Here is a 21861-nt window from a genome sequence, read left to right as displayed (position 1 = left end):
TCGCACCGCCCCTACCCTGGAGAACCATGGACAGGATCGCCATCATCGGCTGCGGCGGCAGCGGCAAGTCGACGATCGCCCGGCAACTCGCCCAGATCCTCGACGCGCCGCTGACCCACCTCGACGCGATCTACTACGACGAGCAGTGGAATCCGTTGCCTCAGGAGGAGTTCGCCGCCAAGCAGGAGAAACTCGTCACCGGCGAGCGCTGGATCATCGAAGGCAACTACGCCGGTACCCTGCCGATCCGGCTGACCGCCGCCGACACCGTGATCTTCCTCGACCTTCCCGCCGCCACCTGCCTCTGGGGCATCGCCCAGCGGCGCCGGCGCTACCGGGGCGGCCAGCACCAGGCCGACGGCGTCTACGACCGGATCACCTGGAACTTCGTCCGCTACATCCTCAGCTACCGACGCACCATGCGACCCCGCGTCCAAAACCTCATCCGCGAGCATGCGCCGCACGTTCGGCTGATCTCGCTCACCAGCCGCCGGCAAGCAAACCGACTAATCGACCGGCTACGACGACAGTCCCAACCAATGACCTGACCCGGACGGGACGGGAGGCGACCGATGCCAGCTAACCCGTTCCTCGATCCCGATCTGGTTCGCGGCAATCTGTACAGGACCGGCGACCGGCTCGCGGAACGCACCCGTGCGCTGCGCGAAGCCAAGGTCGCCGGGCGGGACGCCGCCGAAGTCATCGCCGACCTGCTCGCCCGGCGAATCTCGCCCGGTGCGGTGGTGCTCGACATCGGCTGCGGACGGGGTACCACCACGCTCCGCATCGCCGCCCGCCTCCGCCCGGGGCGCCTCATCGCGGTTGACGCCTCGGTCGCGCTGCTGGACACCCTCCGTACCCGACTGGCCGAGGCCGGAGCGGTCGGCTCGGTAATCGCTGCCAATTTCCACCACATGCCATTGCCGGATGAGGTAGCCAACGCGGCGGTAGCCGCGTTCTGTCTCTATCACTCGCCGACACCGGCCGTCGCGGTCGCCGAGATTTCCCGCTGCCTCCGCCCCGGGGGCGTCGCCGTCCTGGTGACCAAGTCGCTGGACAGCTACACCGAACTCGACCAACTCCTTCAAGCCGCCGACCTCGACCCGGACGCCGCCCGGCGGCCGAGCCTCTACGAAAGCTTCCACAGCGGCAACCTGCTCGGCCTCGCCGCCATCCACCTCACCGTGCTCGACGTCCTGCACGAGCAGCACCTCTTCGAGTTCGCCGACGCCACGCACCTCGCCCGATACCTCGCAACGACCCCGAAGTACCGAATCCACCCGACCGGTGGACCGGCCGACCTCTCCGCGATCCTCCGGGAACGGCTGCCGGCACCGCCCTACCTGACCCGATCCACCGTCAGTTACGCCCTGGCGGCACGGCTATGAACAGCGATCTGTTCATCAAGTGGTACGACGACCCGCAGCGCTGCTCGACAGCGGCGGCCCACCATGACTGGCTCATTGGGCTGAAGTCCGAGGTCCGTCTCCCGCACCTGCTCACGCGGACAAGCCGGCACCTGGCCTTCGAGCGACTACCGGGCAGGACACCCAAGGTGGCCGACCTACCCCGCGTCGCGTCCACGCTCGGCCGGCTGCACGACGCCGCGTACCGGAGAGAGCTGCACTCCGCACGCCTCGACCAACCCCACACCACGTCAACCGGGCTGCTGCTTCCCAGCTTCACCGAACCGCGTCGGGAGGCGCTGCATCGGGCCGCCCGTGTCACCGGCGTAGACCTAGCCGCGCTCGACGCTGTCCTCGACCGGACTGGCCGGCCCGCGGCCTTCTACAAGGACCCAAACGTCCGCAACTACCTCGTTGAAGGAAAAAGCGTCGCCGTCGTCGACTTCGACACTCTCACCCTTGCCCCTTTCGGCTACGACCTGGCCGGCCTGCTCGTCACCGCCTCGATGACATACGGCCGCCTCAACCATCGGACTCTCACGGACTGCATGGACGCCTACGAGTTCGCAATCGCGCCGAACCTCTGCGATCTGGACGAACTGCGCCAGTACGCCGAACTGCACCACCTATTGACGCTCCGGTACCTCGGCACCAACGGATACCGGCACCCGTGGCCCACCGTCCTGCCCTGGCCCGACCCGTTCACACCAACCTGACCGCCCCGAAGGAGCCCTGCCGATGACCCCAACCACCGAACTCGTCATCGCCCGCCACGGCAAAGCCGCCTGCAATGGCACCGGAATCGTCGGCGGCGAACGCGGCTGCACCGGACTGATTGACCGGGGGCGCTACCAGGCCACCCGGCTCGCTGCTCGGCTGGCCGCTGAACACGACGACCGCCCGTACGCCGTCTTCTACTCCACGCCCCGGCGTCGAGTGGTCGAGACCGCCGAAATCATCACTGAGGCACTCCGCCTGCCAGCCACCATCGAGCCGGACCTTCGCGGTCCCGACCATGGCGACGCCGACGGCCGTCCGTGGGCAGACGTCAAGACCGCCTTTCAGGGTCCGCCACAACACAATCCGGACATGCCGTACGCCACCGGCTCCGAAACCTGGAACCAGTACCTCGACCGGGCAACCAGGACCCTGCAAGACATCCTCGCCCGGCACGACGGCGAGAGAATCCTCATCGCCGCCCACGGCGAGACCATCGAGGCGGCCAACCACCTCCTCCTCGCACTCCCCCAGAACGCCTGCCTACGGCTCGGTTTCGTCACCGATCACGCCTCGGTCACCCGATGGCAGCGCCCAACCAACCGGTTCGGCCGCACCATCTGGCAACTCGTCACGCACAACGACACCCGACACCTCGAACCCTGGGCATGAGCAGCAACGACCTCCTCCATCTCTGCCGGCGTCTTCTCGACACCGACGCTGTACCCGTGGCCTGGCACCCGGGCCACGCAGGCACCCAGGTACTCCGTTCCTCGACCGCCGAGCACGGCGAGGTGATTGTCAAACAACACCGCAGCCAGGAACGGCACACGCAGGAGGTACACGCCTACCGGACTTGGGTCCTGGCCCTCGGTGACCGGGCGCCCCGCCTACTCGCGGCAACCGACGATCCGCCCTCGATCGTCGTCACCGCCGTGCCAGGTTTCCCGCTCGACCAGCGAAAACTCGCCCCCGAAGCCGAGCAGGACGCCTACCGGCAGGCAGGGCGATTACTCAAAGCGCTTCACGCTGCCGGACCGCCGAGGTTGGAGCCGGACTGGACAGCCTGGCTGGCCGAACGCGCCGAGTACTGGATCCACCAAGCCGCAGACCACATCACCCCCAACTACCGGGCCGAGGTACGCGCTCAAATGCAAGCGCTCCAGGACCTCGCCCCACTACCGGCCGTGCCGTGCCACCTCGACTTCATGCCCCGAAACATGATCCACGGCGACGACGGCCTCCTTCGCCTGATCGACTTCGAGCACAGTCGCTACGACCTGCCCGCCCGGGACCTCGTACGCCTCGCCACCCGCATCTGGCCCCTACGCCCGGACCTACGCGCGAGCTTCCTTGACGAGTACGGGCAGCTCACCGCGACGGATCATAAGATCCTGGAACATTGCACTCACCTCGACACCCTGACCGAGCTGTGCGCATTCAATCGAAAGTAAGACAAGCCCGACGAGGGGTCCTGAAGCCAGAAGTGGTTGAGGCTCCCAGCATTATCGGACGGCAGCGCGGGGCCGTTGGACCTACAACAGTCAAGACCGAATCCGGGCCGTGTCCCGGCGAGCAGCCTTGTCTAAATTCGAATGCCCTCACGCTCCTAGCCGTCGATGCTGGCTCGCGGCCCCGCGAAGCTCTCCGGCCCCCGAGCTCTCATAGCGATGCCGGAGCCGGAGCCGGTACCTCAGCAACTCCTGAAGGTGTCGGGGCTGTCTCGCTAACGGTGTTTCCGGCGATCTTGGTTAGTAGGTTTCAGCGGCTGGGAAGCGGTCGCTGAAGGTGATGGCGAAGGCGTTCAACGCGGGTTTCCAGCGCATCGTCCATCGGGTTCTGCCTGCGCCGGTGGGGTCCAGGGACCGGGTCACCAGGTACAGACACTTCAACGCGGCCAGCTCGTTCGGGAAGTGGCCGCGGGCCTTCACGGCCCGCCGGTAGCGGGCGTTCAACGACTCGATCGCGTTGGTCGAGCAGATGACCTTGCGGATCTCCAGGTCGTAGTCGAGGAACGGGATGAACTCGGCCCAGGCGTTGTCCCACAGTCGGATCACCGCCGGATACCGGCCGCGCCACTTGTCGGCGAGGTCGTTGAAGGCGGCCCGGGCGGCGTCGGCGTTGACGGCGGTGTAGATCGGCTTGATGTCGCGCTTCAACTCGTCCCAGTACCTGCGGGAGGTAAGGCGGAAGGTGTTGCGGATCAGGTGAAGCTGTCAAGAAACAACTTGTTGCTTTCGGCGTGTGTCCTCGTTGGACTGTCGTGGCGATTCTGGATGGTCTGCGTACTCACCTCGCGGCACGGCTCGACGCATTGCTGCCTCATCTGAACGAGCGGCAGCGGCGGTTGCTGCTCGGGGTCGAGGCCCGGCTGCTCGGTCACGGCGGGATCCGGGTGGTGGCCCGGCTCGCCGGGGTCAGCGAGACCACAGTTCGCCGGGGTGTGTCCGAACTGGAGGCCGGCGCCGATCCCATGCCGGTTGGGCGGGTCCGTCGGGGCGGCGGCGGCCGCAGCCGCGCTGAGGAGCGTGATCTGGGACTGGTGTCGGCGTTGCTCGGGCTGGTTGAGCCGGACGAGCGGGGCGATCCGTGCTCCCCGTTGCGGTGGACGACGAAATCGCTGCGTAACCTGGCCGCCGAACTGGGCCGGCAGGGCCGGACGGTTTCGGTGATGACGGTCGGGCGACTGTTGAAGGCCAACGGGTTCAGCCTGCAGGGCACCGCTAAGACCCTGGAAGGTGATCAGCATCCCGACCGGGACGCCCAGTTCCGTTATCTCAACGATCAGGTCAAAGACCATCAGGCCGCCGGGCAGCCAGTGATCAGCGTGGACGCGAAGAAGAAGGAACAGGTGGGGCTGCTGCCGATGGCGGGGCGGGAGTGGCGGCCGTCCGGACAGCCGGTCCAGGTCGAAGACCACAGCTTCTTCGCCGGCCCACGAGTGGACACCGTCATCCCTTACGGAATCTATGACATGACCACGAACACCGGCTGGGTCAACGTCGGACTCGACCACGACACGGCCGCGTTCGCGGTCGCATCGATCCGGGCCTGGTGGCACGCCAGAGGCCGACTGGACCACCCGAAGGCCACACGCCTGCTGATCACCGCAGACGCTGGAGGGTCGAACAGCTACCGTTACCGGCTCTGGAAGGCCGAACTGGCCGCGTTCGCCTCCGAAGCGGGTCTGACGGTCACGGTCTGCCACTTCCCACCGGGCACTTCGAAGTGGAACAAGATCGAACACCGCCTGTTCTCCCACATCACGACCAACTGGCGAGGCCGCCCGCTGACCAGCCACGAGGTCGTCCTCAACACGATCGCCGCAACCACGACCCGGACCGGGCTGCGGGTCGAGGCCGTCCTCGACCACGGCAGCTACCCGACCGGGGTGGCCGTCAGCCGCGACCAGCTGCAGGCCCTGCCAATCACCCCGCACGCCGAGCACGGCCAGTGGAACTACAGCATCGCCCCCACCGGCGCCAACACCGCGCCACCGCGCGCCGACCAGCGCACCACGGCCCGCACCCAAGCCCTGCAGCTGCTCACCGACCCGAGACTGACCGGCATGAGCACCGCTGACCTGAACGCGCTGCAGGTCCGGCTGGCGCCGGCCCAGGCAGCCCGCAGCGAACAGCACCGCTACGTGCTACGCGGCGGCCGGCGCGTGGCCACCACCGGCCGCAGCCGATCACTGCTCCGCGACGCCGACGAGGTCCTACTCACCGTCCTCTACCTGCGGCAGGTCTGCCCGCAGAAAGTGCTCTGTGACCTGCTCGGAATCAACCCGGTCACGATCGGCCAGGCCATCAGGGCCACCCGGCAACTCCTCGACGAACAGAAAATCACCATCACGCCGACCGTCGTGCGCTACTTCACCCGCGCCGAGGACCTACGCACCTGGATCACCCACGCTGGACCAGCCACACATCCACCCACACTGCCGGCCCGCTACCCCCTGACCGACCCGCGACTGACCGGCATAAACCGCGAAGCGCTGCACACTCTGCTCGAAGAGCTGATCGTCCCCTACGCCGCCGCGATCGAAGAACGCCGCCACCGCCAACGCGGCGGCGACCGGCGCCTGGGCACCCGCGCCGGCGTCTTCCGACAGAAGATCACCGACAGCGACCGGATCCTTGCCACGATCCTCTACCGGCGCCGAGTCTGCAGCCTCAACACCCTCGCCGAACTGTTCGACGTCTGCCGCAGCACCCTCTGGAACGCCATCAACGACGTCCTGCCCATCCTCGGCGACCGACGCATCACCATCGCCCCCGCGCAACATCGGTACGCCACCGCCATCGAGCTGCTTGCATCCGTCGAGCAGCCCGCGAGGGAAACCGACAACGCGGGAAACCAGCAGGTTGTTTCTTGACAGCTTCGGTGGATCACGCAGGTCTGCACCACCGTCTGGGGCCACACGTTCGTCACCACCTCGGGCAGGCCCTTCAACCCATCGCAGACGCAGAAGAACACGTCCTTGACGCCACGGTTGCGCAGGTCGGTGAGCACGCTCATCCAGAACTTCGCGCCTTCACCACCCGTGCCGGCCCACAAGCCGAGGATGTCTTTCTCCCCGTCGAGGGTGACCCCGATCGCGGCGTAGAACGGACGGTTCGCGACCTGCCCGTCACGCACCTTGACCACGATCGCGTCGATGAACACCGCCGCGTAGATGGCGTCCAACGGGCGGTGGGACCAGTCGGTCATCTCCTCGATCACCTTGTCGGTGATCCGCGAGATCGTTTCCTTGCTGACCGAGGCGCCATAGATCTCAGCGAAGTGCGCGCTGATCTCCCCGGTCGTCAGACCTTTGGCATACAGCGACAACACGACCTCGTCAACGCCGGACAGGCGCCGCTGCCGCTTGCGGACGATCTGCGGCTCGAACGTGCCGGCCCGGTCCCGCGGCACGTCGATCTGCACCGGCCCGTTGGCGTCGGTCAGCACAGTCTTCGACCGGGTGCCGTTACGGATGTTGCCCGAACCGGCACCGGCCTGGTCGTGTTTCTCGTAGCCGAGGTGCTCGGTCATCTCCTCGTTCAGCGCGGTCTCCAGGACCGTCTTGGTCAGCTGTTTGAGCAGCCCGTCCGGGCCCGTCAACGACAGTCCTTGTTCCTTCGCGGCCCGCACCAGGTCAGCGGCGGCCTTCGCCTCCGCCGACGGCTCAGGCCGCTTCGTACGTCCGGTCTGCTCGTTCAGTGTCGCGGTCATCACAGCACCCTCCTCACCAGGCACAACGCCCGGCAGGTCAGGCCGGAAACACCGTTAGATCCACACTCCCAAGGTGTCGGCCAGACTGTGGCTAGACGGTAGGCACGGTCACCAGCACAACCTCAGTGGGCTCGATTCCCGGCCGGGTGAGTACCTCTGGTGTACTGCCCTCGCCAGTAAGAAACTCGATCGCAGTTTGTCCCTGCGCAAGCGCGGAGGCCAGCGACTGGCCTCTGGCGACGGCGGTGTAGAACTTGACGGCGAACGCCTTGGCGGCCATGTCGCTGATCTCGTCGACCATAGCCACGACGACCGGCACGGCGTCGAGCAGAGTCTCGGCCCCGTCGAACGACTCGCAGCTGTTGAGTACCAACACCGTCGGTGGAGTGTCTGTCCCCTTCAATAGCCGAGCCAGCATGGCGAAGTCCACATCAATCCCGTCAGGGTTGACGCTGTCCGTGCCATCTAGAAACAGCCCGGCAGATGAGCTGTGACCGGAGAAGTGGACGACATGCGGGCGCTGGTTGTTCAGTGCGTGGAAGAGATCGTCGAAGGTAGCCGCCGGCCATGGTTCGATAGTCACCAGATCACGATGAAGCGTCCCCCGGATGGCTTCGCGTACCTCCCGAACCTCTCGATCGACGCGGAGATGCTCCTCGCCCTCGGGGCTCGCGGTCAAATAGGCCACCCGCAGCGGTTCGGGCTTGGGTGCCGCCGGCTGAAGTGACACCACCGGACGCGCCACTTCCGCGACCCGCCGGGCATGGGCCAACTCCTCGCGGCGGCGGCGCTGATCGTCACGATCACGAGTCCTCCGGAGCGACTCCTCCGCCTGACGCAGCGACTTAGCCACGGCCGCCGCCTTCTTCGTCACCGCTGCCGCCTTCTTTCCGAAGTCGGCGGCCTTCGTCTCGTGCTTGGCGGCATCCTGCTCCGCACGTACAGCCTCACGCGCAAGCCGCTGACCCGTAGCCACCGACGTAGTGCGCCGACCAGCCTGCTCCCGCTTGCGATGCGCGGTGTCGCGGCCCTTTGCCCCAGCGGTCCGCTCCGCGCTTTGCTTCGCGGACAGATCCGCCTCCTCCTTTTGAAGCTTCGCCAACTGGTCACGCAGATAGTCCGGCGTTGGCATCCGCCCCCCTTTCGGTTATTCGGACAAGGTCGGCCCCAGGCCCCCCGAGAGCTCCGGCCATTAGACCGCATGGGTACGACGACCGCACCACTGGCAGGAAGCGCCGCTTCGTCTCTGCCGCCCTCGACACAGCGCCCGTCCTTTGAGGCATAAAACCGTCCAACCTCCCCCGATCACCCGCCCATCGGTACGGAAATGAAGAAGGCCCCGACCCAGCGCGAAACGCTAGTCAGGGCCTTTCCAATGGTGTGCCGCCAGGGACTCGACCCCCGAACCTGCGGATTAAGAGGGCGTTCGATTTGTTCTTGATCTACTAGTATGTGCCTCGCCAGGTGGGTGTGGCTTCGTCCGTTATGCGGCGGCTGACGTTGTCGATCATCGCGATGTGGATCATGGCTTCCGAGCTTGCCGGGTGGGTCTCGTAGTCGCGCACAAGTCGGCGGTGCAGCATCAGCCAGCCCAGCGTTCTTTCTACGACCCATCGCCGTTTGACTACGTGGAAGCCTCTGGTCTCGGTGTTTCTCGGTACAACCTCAGCGTCGATACCGAGAGTGGCGGCGTGTTCGACGAACTTGGTTTTGAAGCCGGCGTCCACCCACGTCTTGGTCACGGTGGGATGGATGGCTTTTACCTGCTCCAAGGCTTGGATCCCGGCGGTGTTCTCGGTCGTGGAGGCGGCCATGACGACGATGGCCAGCAGTAGTCCGAGAGTGTCGGTCACTACGCTGCGTTTACGTCCGACGATCTTCTTGGCCGCGTCGGTTCCTTGCGTGGCGGTCGGCGGGTTCGTGGATGTCTTCACGCTTTGTGTATCGATGACCGCAGCGGTGGGCTGCGCGTCGCGACCGGCCTTCACCCGGGCCAGGGCGGTCAGATCGACGTTGAGCTGGGCGAAGATGCCTTCGTCTCGCCAGGCGGCATAGTAGTAGTACACCGTGGTGTGTGGCGGAAAGTCATGAGGCAGGTATTTCCAGGCGATCCCGGTGCGGTTGACATAGAGGATGGCGTTGAACACCTCCCGGACGTCGGTGCGGGCGGGCTCGCCGGTGGGCCGCCGGTCGATGCGGGCCTGCTGCCAGGCGAGCAGGGTCGGTGCGATCAGCGCCCAACGGGCGTCGGAGATGTCGCTGGGGTAGGCGCGGCGAGCGGTCACGTCCAAGATTTACTCTGGACGGTGCCTCTTGAGCCACAGCCAGGCATAAGCGGTGGTTCTCGATCGGATCTACGTCAGACGGAATCTGAATTGCATTCCACAACGAAACGGAATGCTGCCCGCTTCTCATGGTATGGAGGTATCGCCCCACAGCGGACAAAGCACGCGATTAGAACGGCGAACTAAACCGAAAAATCGGGCATCAAATCATCGAACGCCCCCTAAGAGTCAGACATGATGCTCTCTGTCCGAATTCTGTTCGGCCACGTACGTTCTCATCCGCACCAGCTCCCCGGAATTCGCCGACGTTCCAAGCCCTCAGGCAAAAGCGCGGCGCGGCTGCCGGACCAAGGCAGAAGTTCACTCGTCGCCGGCCACCGTGATTCGGACGGCGACGGGAGCCCCTGCAGCATTAACGTCCAGGTCGACTGGGAAGAACCCGTCGCCGACAGAGGTCATTGCCATCATGATCTGAGCACCACCGATCTCGATGGTGGCGGCCTCGTTCTCGGACGCCCGCACGCTTGCCATGACCTGCCAGTGGTGTGAGTGTGGGCGGAAGTCGAAGGCGAACTTGCGGTCCGGCGTAGCGTTCTTGCGGTCGTTCAGGGCGACCGCCCGCGCGTAGGCGTCTCGTACCGGGAGGTTGAGCCAGCCGTAGCTGTCATCCCCCGGCGTGCCGGTGCGCTGCGCACCGAACTCAGCCGCGACCTGCTCCTCGTCTCTCCCCCAGAACACCACGTCGGCTAAACCGTCGACGGGGTAGTTGTGGACCCACGATCCGAGTGCGTCCGCGTCGGCAAAGACGAACCGGGCGTAGTCGACCCCGATACTGCCGAGCCGACGGGTAGCGACGGCAACGTCCTCACGCAGCCCGATACGGACCTGCGACCAGCCCCACTCCCCCCGCACCACGGTCACCGCTAGCGGCCGATCCGTTGGCACACCGCCGACGGGAACGACCGGCACACCCGTGATCAGGAAGTCGGGATCCCCGTCGGTGATGGCGCGCCGGACTCGGTCTCGATGAGAGATCCGCCTGGGGAACGGGCACAGCGAAGCGTCATAGGTGTGCTCGCGGCAATGCTGGTCGAACAGCCTCCAGAACTCATCGGTGCCGTGGTGCGGAATGTCGTACAGCATCCGGCCGGACTGGCGACCGAATGACCTCGCCGCAGCCTCTGCGTCGGGGCCGACGATCTCGAAGTCGCATGCTGGCAGGTCTTTGGTGCCGTCGACCTCGTCGGGTGACCGGTCTCCGGACCACAACTCCAGGTAACCACCGTCCATCAGGACGAGCTCTCCTGACGGGCACGTCACCTCGCCGAGAAACACGGTTTCTCCCATGATCGAGAGAGTCTAGGCGACGATCGCCCCTTGCCCCCAACCTTGGTCATTGGGCTTCGACATGGCAACGGTGGAGTGTCATCGGTAACGGTTCACGATCGGGTTGCCATGGTGCCGTAGGTCGATGAGGGTGACCTGCCCGAGCCCGGCAGGGGCACTGCAGTGCGGGCCGTGCAGGTCCAGCGATGCCAGATTCGCGGCGATGGCTTGGTCGTCCCCGAAGTAGGTGCCGTCAAGCTCGAAGGACACGCACCTCCCTGTTCCTGCCGGTGGATCGATGTCGTAAGGCTCCGTGACTGGACGTATGCCAGCGAGTTCTTGGCGGAGGCCGCGTCCGTCCAGCCACACCTCAACCACAGTGCGCGAACTCACGGCACCCGCCGCAGCGCTTACCCACTGGTCGGGGCCGAGAAGCTAGCCGTAGTAACCCAGACGCGTAGAGCCGAGCCCATCCAAGACATCGGCTCGGTCGTCGCTCACCACGAAGGTGAGGTCGCCGATGATCTCCGCCTTGACCTGCAGCGTGTACGGCGCAGCAACCCGGGTAGCTGGATGGAGCCCGTGCGCCAGCACGGAGCGAAGCACCTGTGTAGCCAGGTCAGAATCACTTCGATCAGCCCCAAAAAACGGCGGGTCGATCGTACGGACTCGTCAAACTCAACGACCTGGATGTCGGACGTGCTGTATCTCTTCACCGCCACAAAAGCACGTTACTTCCCCGGCAGGCTCTACAGCTTGGTGTGCTGCCCATTCGAGTCATGATCACAGTCCGTCATCACTGACGGCCACTTATCTCCCCGCCAACTGGTCGCTAACAGCCCAGGTGCGTGGGGTGACAGCAGCGGCGAAATCTCGGCCCGCAGGTCGTCCAAGATGATCCACGGCGGCTGCTCACCCTTCCTCACGTTCGGACAGAACGTCATCGCCTCCCGAGGGCCCGCCCAACATCATCTCATTAGGGGCTTTCAAGGCTTTACCGGTCGGCTAATCGGCTGAACCTGCGGCACCCTGCGCACCGCGCGGAAGATGGTCCGCAACCCCCGACCCGCGGGCTTCACCGTCCACGAACACCGCTGGGTTGTGCAACCACCCGGTCCTGGGTCGCCGCGTGCCGCCGGCTGGCCCACGACTACTAACGCCATCCCGTCATCTTCGAAGCGCTCATCCACTGGGCCACCATCAACGCTTGCACCCGCGCCAGACCGAAGTACTCATCGGCGTCGGCCGGATTCATCTCCCACAGCGGCAGGCACGCACCTGGTCCAGGTGGCCTCCATCGGTACACACCGTCGCATCGCCGCAGCCCGGCCGAGGCCCGCACCAGCATAAACCCGGCCAGCACATCGATTTCCGCCACCAACTCGGCCACCCACTCACGGCCTGCGGTGACTCCCGCAGATCCGGCACCGCCGCCGGCACCAACCGAGCACTCCACCTTCGCTGACACAGTCGAAAGGCCAATCGCCGTGCAAACGCCTCAGAATTCTCAAAGTTGTAGCGACCCCACCCAGACGACCCTGGCGAGTGATCCATCCAGCCAGCGGCACTCCTGCCCATCCGCCACTTCCACGAACCCGCAGGATGTCGCACCGCAGACCGGCAGCAGACTTGACTCCTTCGGGCCCCCACGCGTCGATCGACGTCCACCACCAGCGCGACCCGCGACCGCCCTACGCGGCGGCGGCGCCATCAGCCCCCGGTCCCAGTCAGACCGGGAACCTGAGAGGACACCCGACCCGTGCCCGCCCTATCCCCTACCCGGCCCAGGCTCTATGCCGTCAGACATCGCCCCTCACCAGCGGCCTGCCGGCCGTGCCACGCCCCGACCCCAGCCCGGGTCGGCCTACCCGGCAGGTCAACAATGAACGGCCCGACCGCCACCGAGTGGCGGCCAGACCCCCTACTGACCATCGACGACCTCGCCGCCTGGCTGGGCAAACCCAAAAACACCCTCTACGCCTGGCACAGCAGAGGCAAAGGACCCCGCGCCATCCGCGTCGGCAACACCCTGCGCTACCGGCGCAGCGAGGTCGAACGCTGGCTCGACGCCCACACCGACACGGAGCGGTGAGCCATGGCCAGACCCGAACTACCCATCGGCACCTGGGGCAAAATCCGCACCGAGAAACTCGGCCCACACCGGTTCCGCGCCAGAGTCCGGTTCCGCGACTACGACGGCAAGACCCGCGACATCGAAGCCACCGACACCACCAGCCCCGCCGCCGAACGAGCCCTCAAGGTCAAGCTCCGCGACCGCACCACCCCCAACGACGACGAAATCACCCGAGACACCCGCATCAGCAGGCTCGCCGAACTGTGGGTCGAAGAGATCACCGCCGAAGAACGCATCACGCCACAAACCATCCACCGATACCAAACCAGCCTGCGCACCACGATCCTGCCCGCCCTGGGCAACCTCCGCATCCGCGAGGCCAGCGTCGGCCGCCTCGACCGGTTCCTACGCGACACCGCCAAGGACCGCCCGGCTACAGCCAAAGGCGCCAAAGTCGTCCTCGGCCAGATATTCGCGCTGGCCGCACGGCACGGCGCGATACCAACCAACCCCGTCCGCGACACCAGCCGGCTACGCAAACCCCGCCGCAAAGTCGTCGCCCTCACCGACGAACACCTCCAAGCCGTCCGTACGGCAATCCGCGACTGGCAACAACCCGTCCCCGGCAAACCCGGACCACGACACACCGGCGACCTCGCCGACATCATCGACCTCATGCTCGCCACCGGCGCCCGCATCGGCGAGATCCTCGCCCTACGCTGGGACGACCTGAACCTCACCGCTGAACGACCCACCCTCACGATCTGCGGCACACTGGTCTTCGTCAAAGGCCAAGGCTTCTTCCGACAACCCTGGACCAAAAGCGACGCCGGCTACCGGATGCTCGTCCTCCCCCGGTTCGCGGTCAGCATGCTCCTCGCCCGCAAGCTCGTCGCCGCCGACAACCCCCACGACGCGATCTTCGCCTCCCGACGCGGCACCTGGCTATCAGCCAACAACGTCCGCCGCCAGTGGCGCCAGGCCCGCGCCGACACCGACCTCGCCTGGGTCACCCCCCACACCTTCCGCAAAACCGTTGCCACCCTCATCAAAGAGGAGGCAGACACCAAAAGCGCCGCCGCCCAGCTCGGCCACTCCAGCGAAGAGGTCACCGACACCTACTACATCGCCAAACCCGTCCAAGCCCCGGACGTCTCCAACATCCTGGAGCGACTCGGCGCCAACCCAAACGGACAGCACCCACCCGCGACGAACAACGATGCACACCGATGACAAACCTGGTTGCCGCACCCAGTAAACGGGGGGTTTTCGGGGGGAGGTTCAAAACCCTATAGACGAAAGCAAAAGCCCTGACCAGCGTTTCCGCTGGTCAGGGCTTTTTCCATGTCGGGCTGGCCGGATTTGAACCGACGACCCCTTGACCCCCAGTCAAGTGCGCTACCAAACTGCGCTACAGCCCGTGTTATCGCTACTTCAGGGAAGTCCCTGCGGCAGCCGCTACAGCGTAGCGCAGACCGATCATCTCGCGCACACAGGCCTCCCCCGCGTCTCTCGAGGTTGCCCCGTCGCCCTTCCCTGCCGGCGACCACGGCATGAGCACCCACACCACCCCTACGGCATCCTAGGAAGATAGGTGATTCGATTGAGTGTGGGGTACAAACAGCTCGACCGGCGGCGCCCTAGGCTCCGCCGGTCGAGCTGTACGCGAAGAGTGTCAGCCGTGCGCCTTGCCTCGACCGCCCGGGCCGAGCTTCTTACGGGGCCGTACGGACACCTCGACCGGGCTGCCCTCGAAGCCGAACTCCTCACGCAGTTTGCGCTCGACGAAGCGCTGGTAGCCCGCGTCGAGCGGTCCGGTGGTGAAGAGCACGAACCGGGGCGGGCAGGTGCCGGCCTGGGTGGCGAAGAGAATCCGGGGAGCGCGACCGCCACGCACCGGGTGGGGTGTCTCCTGCACCAGGGCGGTGAGCCACTGGTTGAGGTGGCCGGTGGGCACCCGGGTCTCCCAGCTGGCCAGCGCCTTACGCAGCGCCGGTGCCAGTTTGTCGACCGCCCGACCGGTCTTCGCCGAGACGTTGACCCGGATCGCCCACGGGATGCGTCGCAGCTCCCGTTCGATCTCCTTGTCCAGGTAGTAGCGCCGATCGGCGTCCACCAGGTCCCACTTGTTGAAGGCGATCACCAGTGCCCGGCCGGCCTCGGTGACCATGGTCAGGATCCGCTGGTCCTGTTCGCTGATCGGTTCGCTGGCGTCGAGCAGTACGACGGCCACCTCGGCCGCCTCGATGGCTCCGGCGGTACGCAGGCTCGCGTAGTACTCCGTACCGCTGGCCTTGCCCACGCGTTTACGCAGCCCGGCGGTGTCGACAAGCTGCCAGATCTCCCCACCGATCTCCACCAGGCTGTCGACGGGGTCGACGGTGGTGCCGGCTACCGAGTCGACCACCGCCCGGTCCTCGCGGGCCAGGCGGTTGAGCAGGCTCGACTTTCCGACGTTGGGTCGACCGACCAACGCCACCCGGCGTGGCCCGCGCGGGCCACCCTCGATGATCGGCGGGGGCTCGGGCAGCGCCTCCAGGATCGCGTCGAGCAGGTCTCCGGAGCCCCGGCCGTGTAGGGCCGACACCGGGTACGGCTCACCGAGGCCGAGTGACCACAGTGAGGTTGCCTCGATCTCCGTGGCCGCGTTGTCGACCTTGTTGGCGATCAGCAGTACGGGTTTGGCGCTGCGCCGCAGCATCCGTACCGCTGCCTCGTCGACGTCCGTGGCGCCGACGACCGCGTCGACCACGAAGAGCACCACGTCGGCGGTGGCCACGGCGGTCTCGGCCTGCGCGGCGATCGCCTTTGCCCGGTCGCGCGCGTCCGGCTCCCAGCCGCCGGTGTCGACGACGGTGAACCGCCGACCGGACCACTGGGCGTCGTAGGGTACGCGGTCCCGGGTCACCCCGGGTACGTCCTCGACGACCGCCTGTCGCCGGCCGATGATCCGGTTCACCAGTGTCGACTTGCCGACGTTGGGTCGGCCCACGACTGCCACCACCGGCGCCGGGCCGGCTGGTTCATCGTCGGCCAGGTCCCGGTCGTCCAGCTCGATCCAACCGTCTTCCATGCTCATACCGCCGCCCCGTTTCGCTTACCGGCGCCATGAGGCTTCACCACGCCGAACTGTCCCGCCCACCAATATTTACCGATCATGAACCCACCCGACTGTCGAGCAGGCTGCGCAGCTGCGTGACGACCTCGTCGATGCCCAACTCGGTGGTGTCCAGGACGACCGCGTCGTCTGCCTGACGCAGTGGGTCGGCAGTCCGGGTGGAGTCGAACTTGTCCCGGCGGGCCAGGTCGGCGGCGGTCGCGGTCAGGTCGGTGGCGTACTCGGTGCTGCGCCGCTGCGCCCGGGCATCGGCCGAAGCGGTCAGGTAGACCTTCAGCTCGGCGTCGGGGGCCACCACCGAGCCGATGTCACGCCCCTCCACCACGATCCGACCGGCGGTGGCGATGATGTCGCGTTGCATCGCGACCAGCAGTGCCCTAACGGCCGGTACGGCGGACACCGCGGAAACCGCACCCGTGACCTCGGGCCCACGGATCTCCCGGTCGACGATGGTCCCGTCGACGCTCACCGAGTATGCCTGCGGGTCCACGCCGATCTCCAGGTCGGTCTCCCCGGCCACCTTGGCGACCGACTCCGCGTCGTGCGGGTCGACGGCCGAGCGCAGCACCGCCCAGGTGATCGCCCGGTACATGGCACCGGTGTCGAGGTAGCTGGCGTCGACGAGGCTGGCCAGCCGCCGGGAAACGGTGGACTTACCCGAACCGGACGGACCGTCCACGGCCACCACGCAACGTCCGGCCCGCACCTTTTCCGCCACCGTTCCTCCTCAACCACCGAATAGGGCATACCGTAGGTAACAGGCCGCCTGCGTATGAGACGTCCCCGGGCTCGGGCACGCTCCGGCCCGGTTCCCCGCCGTCCATTCTGCCCCGCCGGCCCGACGGCCCCGCGCGCACCATCGGCTACGGCGACCCGTACCACGGTTCCGCTGCGGCGCAGACTGTATCCGCCGGGTAGCCAGGGTCAGTCCAGCGGGCCGGACACCTGCGCCCGGTTCAGTCGCCGACCGCCTTGAACAGCGCGGCGATCTCGGCGTTGGTCAGTCGACGGGTACGGCCGGCTCGTAGGTCTCCGAGCCGGATCGGCCCGATGGAGGTACGGATCAGCCGGGACACCGGGTGGCCCACCTCGTCGAGGAGTCGACGGACGATGTGCTTGCGTCCTTCGTGCAGGGTCAGCTCCACCTGGGCGGTACGTCCCAGGGTGTCCACCACCCGGAACGAGTCCACCTTCGCCGGCCCGTCCTCCAGCTCGACTCCGGCCATCAGCCGTCGCCCGACGTTGCGGGGCAGCGGTCCCGCCACCTCGCACAGGTAGGTCTTCGGCACTCCGTACGACGGGTGCATCAGCCGGTGCGCCAGCGTGCCGTCGTTGGTGAGCAGCAGCAGGCCCTCGCTGTCGGCGTCGAGCCGCCCGACGTGGTAGACCCGCTCCTCCACCCGACCGAGGAAGTCGGCCAGCGCGGAGCGGCCCTTCTCGTCGGCCATGGTCGAGACGACCCCACGGGGCTTGTTCATCGCCAGGTAGACCAGCCGGGTGTCGGTCACCAGCCGTTCGCCGTCGACGTAGATGACCGCCGCGGTCGGGTCGACCTTGTCGCCGAGTTGCGCGACGCGGCCGTCGACGGTGACCCGACGCCGGAAGATCAGGTCTTCGCAGGCGCGCCGGGAGCCGACGCCGGCGGCGGCCAGCACCTTCTGGAGGCGTTCGGCACCAGCGCCGTCCGACGGACCGGACGCCACCCGGTGGACACGGCTCTCATCGCGGGGCATCTACCATCTCTTCCACGTTGTCGGGCAGGAACGGGGCCAACGGCGGCAGTTCGGTGACCGCGTCGAGCCCGAGTTTCTCCAGGAACAGGGTCGTCGTCCGGTAGAGGAACGCACCGCTGTCCGGTTCGGTGCCGCACTCCTCTATCAGGCCGCGCGAGACCAGGGTACGGATGACGCCGTCGCAGTTGACACCCCGGATGGCCGAGATCCTGGATCGGGTCACGGGCTGCTTGTACGCGACCACGGCCAGTGTCTCCAGCGCTGCCTGGGTGAGGCGTACCGTCTGCCCATCCAGGATGAATCGTTCCACGTACCCGGCGTATTCCGGGCGGGTGTAGAGCCGCCAGCCGCCGGCGGCCCGGCGTAGTTCGAAGCCGTGGCCGGCGGCGGTGTAGCCCTGCGCGATCCGGTCGAGGGCTTCGGCGATCCGTTGGGTCGGCTGCTCGAGCACCTGGGCGAGGACGATCTCCGTCACGGGTTCGTCCACCACCAGCAGGATCGCCTCCAGGGCGCCCCGCAGTTCGTCGTCGTCGACCAGCGCCAGGGTCGAGGTCCGGGAACGGGCTGTTCCGGAGTTCTGGGTGTCGGTGCTGGACGGGGCGGCTGGTTCGGGTGTCCGCGCCGAATCTGCCGTCGACAGTTTGCCTGTTACGTCGGGTTCATGCTGGTCCGCCGCCGCCGCGACCGGTGCCACGACCGGCTCGTCATCGGCTGGCTGCACCACGTCGGTTGCCCCAGCTGGGGTCGCCTCCGGAACCGTCCCTGCGGCTGCCGCCTCCCCCGACACCGGTTCGACCGTCGACTTCGGCGCCGCCTCGGGAGTGACGACCGTCTCGTTGGCAGCCGCCGCCCCGGCAACGTCCAGGGTGGTGTCCGCCCCGCCGGCAGCCTCGACGTCCTCCCCCGCCGACGTCGACCCGTCCGGGCCGGAACCCGCAGGCGAATCGGTCGGCCCGTCCGGCTCGGCGGCGGGAGGCGAGTCGGTACGCCGCTCACGGGCCCACGGGGGCACCCAGGCGGCAGCCTGGTCGGCGAGGGAGTCCCCCCGATCGTCGCTGGTCACCTCGGCAACTCCTTCGGCATCGTGTCACCACCGGAATCGGTCGGCGGATCCGGCGACGGGTCGGCGTCAGCGGTGGACGCGGACGCGGCGGGGGCCTCGGGTGAGCCGGCGTACTCGTCGATGTCGAGTTCCGCGCCGCCGCCGTCGGCCGGGCCGGTCCACCGTACGGTCAACTCCCCCAGTGCCTGCAACTGGGCGAATCCCACCAGCCCTTCCCGGTACAGCTCGAGCAGCGCCAGGAACCGGGCCACCACCTCCAGCGTCGACTCACAGTCGGCGCAGAGGGCCTCAAAGCTCGCGGTGCCGAGGTGTCGTAGCCGGTCGCGCAGGATGGCGGCGTGTTCCCGGACACTGACCCGGACCTGGTGGACGTGGTCGATGGAGACCGTCGGCGGCGGCTTGGGGGTCATCGCCTTCACCGCCAGCTTGGCCAGCCGCTCCGGCCCGATGCCGAGCACCAGATCGGGAAGTGCCTCGGCGTACCGGGGCTCCAGCGTGACCGCCCTCGGGTAGCGGCGGGAGCCGACCGCCTCCAGGACGGCGATGTGCGCGGCGGCCTCCTTGAACGCCCGGTACTGCAACAGTCGGGCGAAGAGCAGGTCCCGCGCCTCCAACAGTGCGAGGTCCTCCTCGTTCTCGACCTGGGCGGCGGGCAGCAGCCGGGCGGCCTTCAGGTCGAGCAGGGTCGCGGCGATCACCAGGAACTCACTGGCCTCGTCGAGGTCCCATTTGTCGCCCATCGCCCTGATGTAGGCGATGAACTCGTCGGTGACCTGATGGAGGGCGACCTCGGTGACATCCAGCTTGTGTTTGCCGATGAGCTGCAGCAGCAGGTCGAACGGGCCGGTGAAGTTGGTCAGCCGGACGGTGAACCCGGTGGCTGGCTCAGCCGTCGCGTCCGACGCTACGGCCGCAACGGCTACCGCCGGTCCTCCGGCGTCGTCGGACACCGGCGGATTCGGGCCATCGTCGGCCGCAGCCACAGCGGTGTCCTCCAACGGTGGCGGGTCGACATGGGGGGCGGTCACCTGCTGACCGTAGTCGACAGGTGTCGGGGCGCTGCGCACACCGGGCTACCGGTCGGCCTGCGCGGCGATCACCTCGCGGGCCAACTGCCGGTAGTTGCGGGCACCGGAGGAGGCCGGGTCCAGCGTGGTGATCGGCGCGCCGGCAACGGTGGATTCGGGGAACTTCACCGTCTTGGTGATCACCGTCTGGTAGACCTTGTCGCCGAACGCCTCGACCACGCGTTGCAGCACCTGCCGGCAGTGGGTGGTACGGCTGTCGTACATGGTGGCCAGGATGCCTTCGAGTTCCAGGTCGAAGTTGAGCCGTTCCCGTACCTTGTCGATGGTGTCCAGCAGCAGGGCCACACCACGCAGGCTGAAGAACTCGCACTCCAACGGGATCAGCACACCGTGCGCCACGGTGAGCGCGTTGATGGCCAGCAGGCCCAGCGACGGCTGACAGTCGATGAGGATGTAGTCGTACTCCTTGCGGACCGAACGGAGCACCCGCGCCAGGGCCATCTCCCGGGCGACCTCGTTGACCAGCTGGATCTCCGCAGCGGAGAGGTCGATGTTGGCGGGCAGCAGGTGCAGGCCGGCCACATCGGTCTTGATCAGGACGTCCTCCGCGGTGACGTCGTCCTGCATCAGAAGGTTGTAGACGGACAGGTCCAGGTTGTGCGGGTTGACGCCCAGACCGACCGAGAGCGCGCCCTGCGGGTCGAAGTCGACCAGCAGCACCTTGCGGCCGTACTCGGCCAGGGCCGCGCCCAGGTTGATGGTCGTGGTGGTCTTACCGACGCCACCCTTCTGGTTCGCCATCGCGATGATCCGCGCCGGACCGTGCCGGTCGGTGGGCATCGGATCCGGGATCGGCTTACGGATCGTGTAGGCCGTCGGGTCCGCCGGGCCGAGGTCGGCTCCGAGGTCAAGGGCGGACTGCTGCTCACGCAACGTCGAGGTCCACGCCTCGGCACGGTCACCGTTACCAGCCATGTCCTTGTGCGCCCCCTCCCGACGACTGGCTCGACGTCGGAGCCGATTGGCGTCCTGTGCGGCGCCGCTGCGAACCTCGGTTGCCGCCCCGAGAGGTCCGCGCCGCTGTCGACTTTACGCCACTGCCCACCGCGAGGGTCGACACCGTCTCGGCGTGTCGACACGGCGGAGACACAGGCTAGATTAGCCGGCCCGGTCCAGTGCCCGGGGGTGGGCCGTCACGTAGACCTCCCGCAGCCGGTCCACGGTGACCAGTGTGTAGACCTGGGTGGTGGTCACCGAAGCGTGACCGAGCAGTTCCTGCACCACCCGTACGTCGGCACCGCCGTCGAGCAGGTGCGTGGCGTACGAGTGACGCAGCGTGTGCGGGGAGACCGCGCGCGGCCCGTCGACCGGTAGTTCGGCGCGGACGGCGGCCCGCCGCAGGATCGTCCAGGCGCTCTGCCGGGACAGTACGCCACCGCGGGCGTTGAGGAAGACCGCCGGGGTTCCCCGCCCGGCTGCGGCCAGCACCGGGCGGGCGCGGACCAGGTATGCCTGCAGCGCGGCGACGGCGTGCCCACCGATCGGAACCGCCCGGCTGCGTCCGCCCTTGCCGTGCAGCAGCGCCGTGCCGTCGGTCAGGTCCAGGTCGTCGATCGCCGCGCCGACCGCCTCGGAGATCCGCGCTCCGGTGCCGTACAGGAATTCCAACAGTGCCCGGTCGCGCAGCGGCAGGGGCAGTTCCGGGCCGCTGGCTTCGACCGGCCCCGCCAACTCCAGCAGCCGCGTCACCTCGGTGACGTCCAGGGCGCGGGGTAGTCGGCGCGGCGGTGCCGGTGGTCGGACGTCGCGGCTGGCGTCGTCGACGACGAGTCCCTCCCGGACCGCGAAGCGGTGCAGGCCGCGGATCGCGCTGGCCGCCCGGGCCGCCGACGCC

20 protein-coding genes, 1 tRNA gene and 2 pseudogenes are annotated in these 21861 nt (G+C 67.3%); 8 read left to right on the top strand and 15 right to left on the bottom strand.

The features are described 5' to 3' along the window. The first annotated feature begins 26 nt into the window (after positions 1-26). From ACFQ4H_RS19200 to ACFQ4H_RS19180, 5 genes are read left to right on the top strand one after another with little or no spacing between them, the layout of a single operon-like run. Complete coding sequence (locus ACFQ4H_RS19200; protein WP_377572368.1) at positions 27-548, top strand: P-loop NTPase family protein; 522 nt, start codon at positions 27-29, stop codon at positions 546-548. Between the two features lie 24 nt (positions 549-572). Next, positions 573-1388, top strand: coding sequence for a class I SAM-dependent methyltransferase (locus tag ACFQ4H_RS19195; RefSeq protein ID WP_377572367.1), 816 nt, complete (start codon positions 573-575; stop codon positions 1386-1388). Beyond that, the gene (locus ACFQ4H_RS19190; protein ID WP_377572366.1) at positions 1385-2122 is read left to right on the top strand and encodes a phosphotransferase; all 738 of its coding nucleotides are present in this window, start codon (positions 1385-1387) and stop codon (positions 2120-2122) included. The genes ACFQ4H_RS19195 and ACFQ4H_RS19190 overlap by 4 nt, the downstream gene beginning before the upstream one ends. Before the next feature lie 22 nt (positions 2123-2144). Then, positions 2145-2795 carry a histidine phosphatase family protein gene (locus tag ACFQ4H_RS19185; protein WP_377572365.1) on the top strand — a complete coding sequence of 217 codons (651 nt, stop codon included), beginning with the start codon at positions 2145-2147 and terminating at the stop codon, positions 2793-2795. Next, positions 2792-3577 carry an aminoglycoside phosphotransferase family protein gene (locus ACFQ4H_RS19180; RefSeq protein WP_377572364.1) on the top strand — a complete coding sequence of 262 codons (786 nt, stop codon included), beginning with the start codon at positions 2792-2794 and terminating at the stop codon, positions 3575-3577. The genes ACFQ4H_RS19185 and ACFQ4H_RS19180 overlap by 4 nt, the downstream gene beginning before the upstream one ends. Before the next feature lie 297 nt (positions 3578-3874). Here ACFQ4H_RS19180 and ACFQ4H_RS19175 read toward each other — a convergent pair. Beyond that, a pseudogene (locus tag ACFQ4H_RS19175) lies at positions 3875-4336 on the bottom strand (transposase); the annotation flags it as partial. Positions 4337-4386: 50 nt separating this feature from the next. Here ACFQ4H_RS19175 and ACFQ4H_RS19170 point away from each other — a divergent pair. Continuing rightward, complete coding sequence (locus tag ACFQ4H_RS19170) at positions 4387-6501, top strand: ISAzo13 family transposase (protein ID WP_377572363.1); 2115 nt, start codon at positions 4387-4389, stop codon at positions 6499-6501. 8 nt (positions 6502-6509) lie between these two features. On the opposite strand, the pseudogene ACFQ4H_RS19165 reads toward ACFQ4H_RS19170, so the two are convergent. The 6 genes and pseudogenes from ACFQ4H_RS19165 to ACFQ4H_RS19140 all read right to left on the bottom strand — a co-directional run. Then, positions 6510-7340, bottom strand: a pseudogene (locus tag ACFQ4H_RS19165) (IS256 family transposase); the annotation flags it as partial. Between the two features lie 91 nt (positions 7341-7431). Beyond that, positions 7432-8472 (bottom strand): CHAT domain-containing protein, encoded by a 1041-nt coding sequence (locus ACFQ4H_RS19160; RefSeq protein WP_377572362.1) that lies wholly within the window; start codon positions 8470-8472, stop codon positions 7432-7434. A 313-nt stretch (positions 8473-8785) separates the two neighbouring features. Beyond that, entirely contained in the window at positions 8786-9625 is an 840-nt protein-coding gene (locus ACFQ4H_RS19155) for an IS5 family transposase (protein ID WP_377572435.1), read from the bottom strand. A gap of 360 nt (positions 9626-9985) precedes the next feature. Beyond that, positions 9986-10768, bottom strand: a complete 783-nt coding sequence (locus tag ACFQ4H_RS19150; RefSeq protein ID WP_377572361.1) for a hypothetical protein — start codon at positions 10766-10768, stop codon at positions 9986-9988. 282 nt (positions 10769-11050) lie between these two features. Next, a complete protein-coding gene (locus ACFQ4H_RS19145; RefSeq protein ID WP_377572360.1) occupies positions 11051-11221 on the bottom strand; it encodes a hypothetical protein in 171 nt (56 codons plus the stop codon). Between the two features lie 883 nt (positions 11222-12104). After that, positions 12105-12341 (bottom strand): hypothetical protein, encoded by a 237-nt coding sequence (locus ACFQ4H_RS19140; RefSeq protein WP_377572359.1) that lies wholly within the window; start codon positions 12339-12341, stop codon positions 12105-12107. Between the two features lie 492 nt (positions 12342-12833). Between ACFQ4H_RS19140 and ACFQ4H_RS19135 the strand changes: the two genes are divergently transcribed. Together ACFQ4H_RS19135 and ACFQ4H_RS19130 are read left to right on the top strand one after the other, a co-directional pair. Beyond that, positions 12834-13043: a helix-turn-helix transcriptional regulator gene (locus ACFQ4H_RS19135; RefSeq protein WP_377572358.1), complete on the top strand. Its 210-nt coding sequence runs from the start codon at positions 12834-12836 to the stop codon at positions 13041-13043. 3 nt (positions 13044-13046) lie between these two features. Further along, positions 13047-14258, top strand: a complete 1212-nt coding sequence (locus tag ACFQ4H_RS19130) for a tyrosine-type recombinase/integrase (protein ID WP_377572357.1) — start codon at positions 13047-13049, stop codon at positions 14256-14258. A gap of 114 nt (positions 14259-14372) precedes the next feature. On the opposite strand, the gene ACFQ4H_RS19125 is transcribed toward ACFQ4H_RS19130, so the two are convergent. From ACFQ4H_RS19125 to ACFQ4H_RS19090, 8 genes are all read right to left on the bottom strand, one after another. Beyond that, positions 14373-14446: transfer RNA gene (locus ACFQ4H_RS19125), tRNA-Pro, on the bottom strand. Positions 14447-14700: 254 nt separating this feature from the next. Beyond that, positions 14701-16098 carry a ribosome biogenesis GTPase Der gene (der, locus tag ACFQ4H_RS19120; RefSeq protein WP_377572434.1) on the bottom strand — a complete coding sequence of 466 codons (1398 nt, stop codon included), beginning with the start codon at positions 16096-16098 and terminating at the stop codon, positions 14701-14703. An 82-nt stretch (positions 16099-16180) separates the two neighbouring features. Then, a complete protein-coding gene (cmk, locus tag ACFQ4H_RS19115) occupies positions 16181-16861 on the bottom strand; it encodes a (d)CMP kinase (protein ID WP_377572356.1) in 681 nt (226 codons plus the stop codon). Positions 16862-17099: 238 nt separating this feature from the next. Continuing rightward, positions 17100-17876: a pseudouridine synthase gene (locus ACFQ4H_RS19110; RefSeq protein WP_377572355.1), complete on the bottom strand. Its 777-nt coding sequence runs from the start codon at positions 17874-17876 to the stop codon at positions 17100-17102. Next, complete coding sequence (gene scpB, locus ACFQ4H_RS19105) at positions 17863-18939, bottom strand: SMC-Scp complex subunit ScpB (protein WP_377572354.1); 1077 nt, start codon at positions 18937-18939, stop codon at positions 17863-17865. The genes ACFQ4H_RS19110 and scpB overlap by 14 nt, the downstream gene beginning before the upstream one ends. Further along, the gene (locus ACFQ4H_RS19100; protein ID WP_377572353.1) at positions 18936-19967 is read right to left on the bottom strand and encodes a segregation and condensation protein A; all 1032 of its coding nucleotides are present in this window, start codon (positions 19965-19967) and stop codon (positions 18936-18938) included. The genes scpB and ACFQ4H_RS19100 overlap by 4 nt, the downstream gene beginning before the upstream one ends. A gap of 45 nt (positions 19968-20012) precedes the next feature. Beyond that, a complete protein-coding gene (locus tag ACFQ4H_RS19095; protein WP_377572352.1) occupies positions 20013-20942 on the bottom strand; it encodes a ParA family protein in 930 nt (309 codons plus the stop codon). A gap of 183 nt (positions 20943-21125) precedes the next feature. Continuing rightward, on the bottom strand, positions 21126-21861 hold a 736-nt coding region (locus ACFQ4H_RS19090; RefSeq protein WP_377572351.1), incomplete at its 5' end, for a tyrosine recombinase.

This window comes from Micromonospora sonneratiae, assembly GCF_042679305.1.
GTDB classification, from domain to species: Bacteria; Actinomycetota; Actinomycetes; order Mycobacteriales; family Micromonosporaceae; genus Micromonospora_H; species Micromonospora_H sonneratiae.
Note: the sequence above shows the minus strand (reverse complement) of the source record. Positions and strands in the feature narration are given on the sequence as shown.

Excerpts from the sequence above, each read along its gene's own strand:
- ACFQ4H_RS19200 (WP_377572368.1), top strand. The coding sequence starts at position 27 with ATGGACAGGATCGCCATCATCGGCTGCGGCGGCAGCGGCAAGTCGACG.
- ACFQ4H_RS19195 (WP_377572367.1), top strand. The coding sequence starts at position 573 with ATGCCAGCTAACCCGTTCCTCGATCCCGATCTGGTTCGCGGCAATCTG.
- ACFQ4H_RS19190 (WP_377572366.1), top strand. The coding sequence starts at position 1,385 with ATGAACAGCGATCTGTTCATCAAGTGGTACGACGACCCGCAGCGCTGC.
- ACFQ4H_RS19185 (WP_377572365.1), top strand. The coding sequence starts at position 2,145 with ATGACCCCAACCACCGAACTCGTCATCGCCCGCCACGGCAAAGCCGCC.
- ACFQ4H_RS19180 (WP_377572364.1), top strand. The coding sequence starts at position 2,792 with ATGAGCAGCAACGACCTCCTCCATCTCTGCCGGCGTCTTCTCGACACC.
- ACFQ4H_RS19160 (WP_377572362.1), bottom strand. The coding sequence starts at position 8,472 with ATGCCAACGCCGGACTATCTGCGTGACCAGTTGGCGAAGCTTCAAAAG.
- ACFQ4H_RS19150 (WP_377572361.1), bottom strand. The coding sequence starts at position 10,768 with ATGCTGTACGACATTCCGCACCACGGCACCGATGAGTTCTGGAGGCTG.
- ACFQ4H_RS19135 (WP_377572358.1), top strand. The coding sequence starts at position 12,834 with ATGAACGGCCCGACCGCCACCGAGTGGCGGCCAGACCCCCTACTGACC.
- ACFQ4H_RS19130 (WP_377572357.1), top strand. The coding sequence starts at position 13,047 with ATGGCCAGACCCGAACTACCCATCGGCACCTGGGGCAAAATCCGCACC.
- der (WP_377572434.1), bottom strand. The coding sequence starts at position 16,098 with ATGGAAGACGGTTGGATCGAGCTGGACGACCGGGACCTGGCCGACGAT.
- ACFQ4H_RS19110 (WP_377572355.1), bottom strand. The coding sequence starts at position 17,876 with ATGCCCCGCGATGAGAGCCGTGTCCACCGGGTGGCGTCCGGTCCGTCG.
- ACFQ4H_RS19095 (WP_377572352.1), bottom strand. The coding sequence starts at position 20,942 with ATGGCTGGTAACGGTGACCGTGCCGAGGCGTGGACCTCGACGTTGCGT.